The 4,186-nt window shown below is 64.0% G+C and carries 5 protein-coding genes and 1 pseudogene; all 6 read left to right on the forward strand.

Annotation, left to right across the window (positions count from 1 at the left end; all coding sequences use genetic code 11):
* On the forward strand, positions 1–383 hold a 383-nt coding region (locus EOA27_RS25110; protein WP_145970516.1), incomplete at its 5' end, for a nuclear transport factor 2 family protein.
* A gap of 35 nt (positions 384–418) precedes the next feature.
* Positions 419–1,529 (forward strand): annotated as a pseudogene (locus EOA27_RS25115) (aldo/keto reductase).
* Positions 1,530–1,714: 185 nt separating this feature from the next.
* Complete coding sequence (gene pyrH, locus EOA27_RS25120; protein ID WP_126082650.1) at positions 1,715–2,437, forward strand: UMP kinase; 723 nt, start codon at positions 1,715–1,717, stop codon at positions 2,435–2,437.
* Between the two features lie 90 nt (positions 2,438–2,527).
* A complete protein-coding gene (gene frr / locus EOA27_RS25125; RefSeq protein ID WP_082037291.1) occupies positions 2,528–3,082 on the forward strand; it encodes a ribosome recycling factor in 555 nt (184 codons plus the stop codon).
* A gap of 30 nt (positions 3,083–3,112) precedes the next feature.
* The gene (locus EOA27_RS25130; protein WP_126082651.1) at positions 3,113–3,832 is read left to right on the forward strand and encodes an isoprenyl transferase; all 720 of its coding nucleotides are present in this window, start codon (positions 3,113–3,115) and stop codon (positions 3,830–3,832) included.
* 12 nt (positions 3,833–3,844) lie between these two features.
* The coding region (locus EOA27_RS25135) for a phosphatidate cytidylyltransferase (protein WP_189562105.1) at positions 3,845–4,186 on the forward strand (342 nt) is incomplete at its 3' end.

The raw sequence follows: 4,186 nt of genomic DNA on the forward strand, positions 1-4,186 counted from the left end.
ATGCGCAGGACTGGGAGCTGGCGCGCAGCTATTTTGCCGACCGCGTCACCGCCGATTTCAGCAGCCTCTCCGGCCAGCCCGCGGCCAACATCGCCTCCGACGACCTGATCGGCGCCTGGGCGGGCAATCTCAAGGGCAGCAAGACCAGCCTGCATCTGCGCACCAACCATCAGGTCGTGCTCGAGGCCGATGCCGCGACCGTCCATTCCAACGGCTATGCCTGGAACCGGATGGAAGGCAATGGCGACCCGCTCTGGGAGGTCTGGGGCACCTATGAGCATCATTTGACCCGCTCGGCTGCCGGCTGGAAGGTCGACGGCTTTACCTTCCGCATGACGCATGAGCGCGGCAATCCCTGGGTCAAGGCGACCCCCGGCCAGTGACCGGCAGCAAGTCAGTTCAGAATCGGAAGACCACCATGAGCATGACCTATTACACGCTTGGCAACAGCGGGCTGCGCGTCAGCCGGCTGGCGCTCGGCACCATGACCTTCGGCACCGAATGGGGCTGGGGCGCGGACAGGGACGCCGCCCGCGCGATGTTCGACGCCTATGTCGAAGCGGGGGGCAACTTCTTCGATACGGCCGATCTCTATACCGGCGGCACACCCGAGACCTGGCTCGGCGAATTCGTCGCCGAGCGCGGCCTGCGTGACAAGGCTGTGATCGCCACAAAATTCACCATGAATTCCGAAGCCGGCAATCCGAATGCCGGCGGCAATGGCCGCAAGAACATCATGCGCGCTGTGGACGCCTCGCTGAAGCGGCTCGGTACCGACTATATCGACCTTTACCTTCTGCATGTCTGGGATCGCATCACTCCGGCCGAGGAGGTGCTGCGCACGCTTGACGATCTTGTACGCGCCGGCAAGGTGCGCCATATCGGCCTCTCCGACGTGCCGGCCTGGTATGCCGGCCGCGCCCAGGCGATCGCCGAATTGCGCGGCTACGAGCCGGTCTCGGCGCTGCAGCTCGAATACTCGCTGGCCGAGCGCGCCATCGAACATGAATATGTGCCTTTCGCCACCCGTCATGGCGCGGGCATCATGGTGTGGAGCCCTTTGGCCAGCGGGCTGCTCAGCGGCAAATACAGGCCGACGCAAGCCGGGAATGCAGGCCGGCTCGACGGCTTCCGCAACACCACACATCCCGGCTTCCAGAAGTTCAGCGACCGCAACTGGGCGATCGTGGCGGAGCTCGAGAAGGTGGCGGCCGAGCTTAGCCGCAGCATGGCGCAGGTCGCGCTCAACTGGGTGGCGACCCAGCCAGGCATCGGCCTCCGTAATCCTTGGAGCGACGAGGCTCGAGCAGCTCGAGGACAATCTTGGCGCGCTCGATTTTTCGATTCCCGCCGAGCTTCGCAAGCGGCTGGAAGAGGTCAGTGCCATGCCGACGCCGTTCCCGCATTCCTATTTCGGCTCCGAGATCCAGGTGCGGGTGACCGGTGGCGCGGTGACTGGCGACAAGCCGGCAGGCTATTGCCCTCCCGTCATCATCGAAGGCGAAGCGGTCAGCATCTCAAGCGACTGATCGAAAAAGGGCAACTGTTCGAAAGGCGGCAACTGACCGAAAAAGCCTGGAATTTTGCACGAGGGCGCGGCGTGACATCGCCGCGCCCTTCGTGTATCGGGTCAACCCGTCATGACAGCATCGCCGGATGAAGCGGGGGCGGTTTTGCCTCCAAAATTGCCGCGCCGAGATTTGCGAGGATCAAGATGACGGATAAGCCCCTCTATCGACGTGTCGTGCTAAAGGCTTCCGGCGAAGCGTTGATGGGCGAGCAGCATTTCGGCATCGACGTCTCGGTGGTCGACCGCATCGCCGCCGACATTGCCGAGGCGCGCGCGCTGGGCGTCGAAGTGGGCGTCGTCATCGGCGGCGGCAACATCTTCCGCGGCGTCGCCGTCGCCTCGAAGGGCGGCGACCGCGTCACCGGCGACCACATGGGCATGCTCGCCACCGTCATCAACTCGCTGGCGCTGCGCACCTCGCTGAACAAGATCGGCGTCGACGCCGTCGTGCTGTCGGCGATCGCCATGCCCGAACTCTGCGAGAGCTTTTCCCAGCGCCAGGCGACCGCCTATATGAACCAGGGCAAGGTGGTGATCTTCGCCGGCGGCACCGGCAATCCGTTCTTCACCACCGATTCGGCCGCGGCCCTTCGCGCCGCCGAGATCGGCGCCGATGCGCTGTTCAAGGGCACGCAGGTCGACGGGGTCTATTCGGCCGATCCCAAGAAGGACTCCAACGCTGTCCGCTTCGACCGCATCAGCCACGCCGAAGTCATCAAACGCGGGCTTGCGATCATGGATACCGCCGCGATTGCACTTGCGCGCGAAAACAACATTCCGATAATCGTCTATTCAATCCACGAAAAAGGTGGTTTCGGCGATATTCTGAGGGGCGGCGGCCATTGCACGGTCGTCACGGACAAGTAACAGGCCTCGGAATCCGTTAGGCGACTGCGGAACCGCGAACCGAATGACGATAGAAACAGTGAACCCGGCGAACGGGTCGAGGAGATGATCATGAGTGGCGAGTACGAAGACCTGAAGCGACGCATGGATGGGGCGATCGCCGCTTTCAAGCACGATCTGGCTTCGCTGCGCACCGGCCGCGCCTCCAGCAACCTGCTCGACGCCGTCCAGGTGCAGGCCTACGGCACGGCGATGCCGATCAACCAGGTGGCCAACGTGTCCGTTCCGGAGCCGCGCATGATTTCGGTGTCGGTCTGGGACAAGTCGATGGTCAGCGCGGTGGACCGCGCCATCCGCGAGGCCAATCTGGGCTTCAACCCGATCGTCGACGGCACCACGCTCCGGATTCCGCTGCCCGAGCTCAATGAGCAGCGCCGCAAGGAGCTGGTCAAGATCTCGCATGGCTACGCCGAGAACGCGCGCGTCGCGGTGCGCCATGTCCGCCGCGACGGCATGGATTTCCTCAAGAAGGCTGAGAAGGACGGCACCATCAGCGAGGACGATCAGCGCAAGCGCTCCGACCAGGTGCAGAAGCTGACCGACGAGATGATCAGCACGATCGATCACCTGCTTTCCGATAAGGAAGCTGAAATCATGCAGGTTTAGGGTCGGGTTTTCCGGCTCGAAAGCGAGATTATGGCAACGCCCGCGCATGTCGCGATCATCATGGATGGAAACGGACGCTGGGCCAAGGCGCGCGGTCTGCCGCGCCTTGCCGGCCACCGGGCGGGCGTAGAGGCCCTGCGCAAGACAGTGCGCGCCGCGCCCGATCTCGGCATCTCCTACCTGACTGTCTACGCCTTTTCCTCGGAAAACTGGTCGCGGCCGAAATCCGAAGTCAGCGACCTCATGGGTCTGTTGAAGCTGTTCATCCGCCGCGACCTTGCCGAACTGCATCAGAACGGCGTGCGGGTGAGGATAATTGGCGACAAGCAAGGGCTGCAGCCCGACATCAGGGGCCTGCTGCAGGAGGCCGAATCGCTGACCGCCGGCAACGAGGCGCTGACGCTGGTGATCGCCTTCAACTATGGCGGCCGCGACGAGATCGTGCGCACCGCTCGCAAGCTGGCGGATGCCGTCGCGCGCGGCGACATCGCGAGCGACGCGATCACGGCGGAGAGCTTTGCTGCTTCGCTCGACACGCAGGGCATTCCTGATCCTGAACTTGTGATCCGGACGAGCGGCGAGCTCAGGCTGTCGAATTTTCTCCTGTGGCAGGCTGCCTATAGCGAGCTTGTCTTCCTGCCTTGCTATTGGCCGGATTTCAGCCGCGAACATCTGGCCGATGCCTTGCGCGACTTTGCCGGCCGCGAACGGCGCTTCGGCGGGCTCGCCGCCCGCGATGTCGCGCTTTAGGCGACGCCACGCATGAGCAACCTCCAGCAGCGCGTCATCTCGGCAATCGTGATGGCAGCGCTGACGCTTGCGCTCACCTGGCTCGGGGGATTGCCGTTCCGGCTGTTCTGCGGGGCAATCGCGGCGTTGATCTTCTATGAATGGACGCGCATGGCGCGCGCCGGCAACGGCGCTGCGCTCGGCTTCCTGCCGGAAGCGCTGATTCTGATCTTCATCGTCGCGCTGATTGCCGGCGTGCCGGCCTTGTGGCTGTTGCTGTTGATCGCGATCCTGGTGGCGCTCGCAGCCGTCGCCGCCCGGATCAGGAGTGCGGCGCGGTGGGAAGCCTCCGGGGTGGCCTACGCGGCACTATCC

It is taken from the genome of Mesorhizobium sp. M2A.F.Ca.ET.037.01.1.1, from assembly GCF_003998075.1.
Taxonomy (GTDB): Bacteria; Pseudomonadota; Alphaproteobacteria; order Rhizobiales; family Rhizobiaceae; genus Mesorhizobium.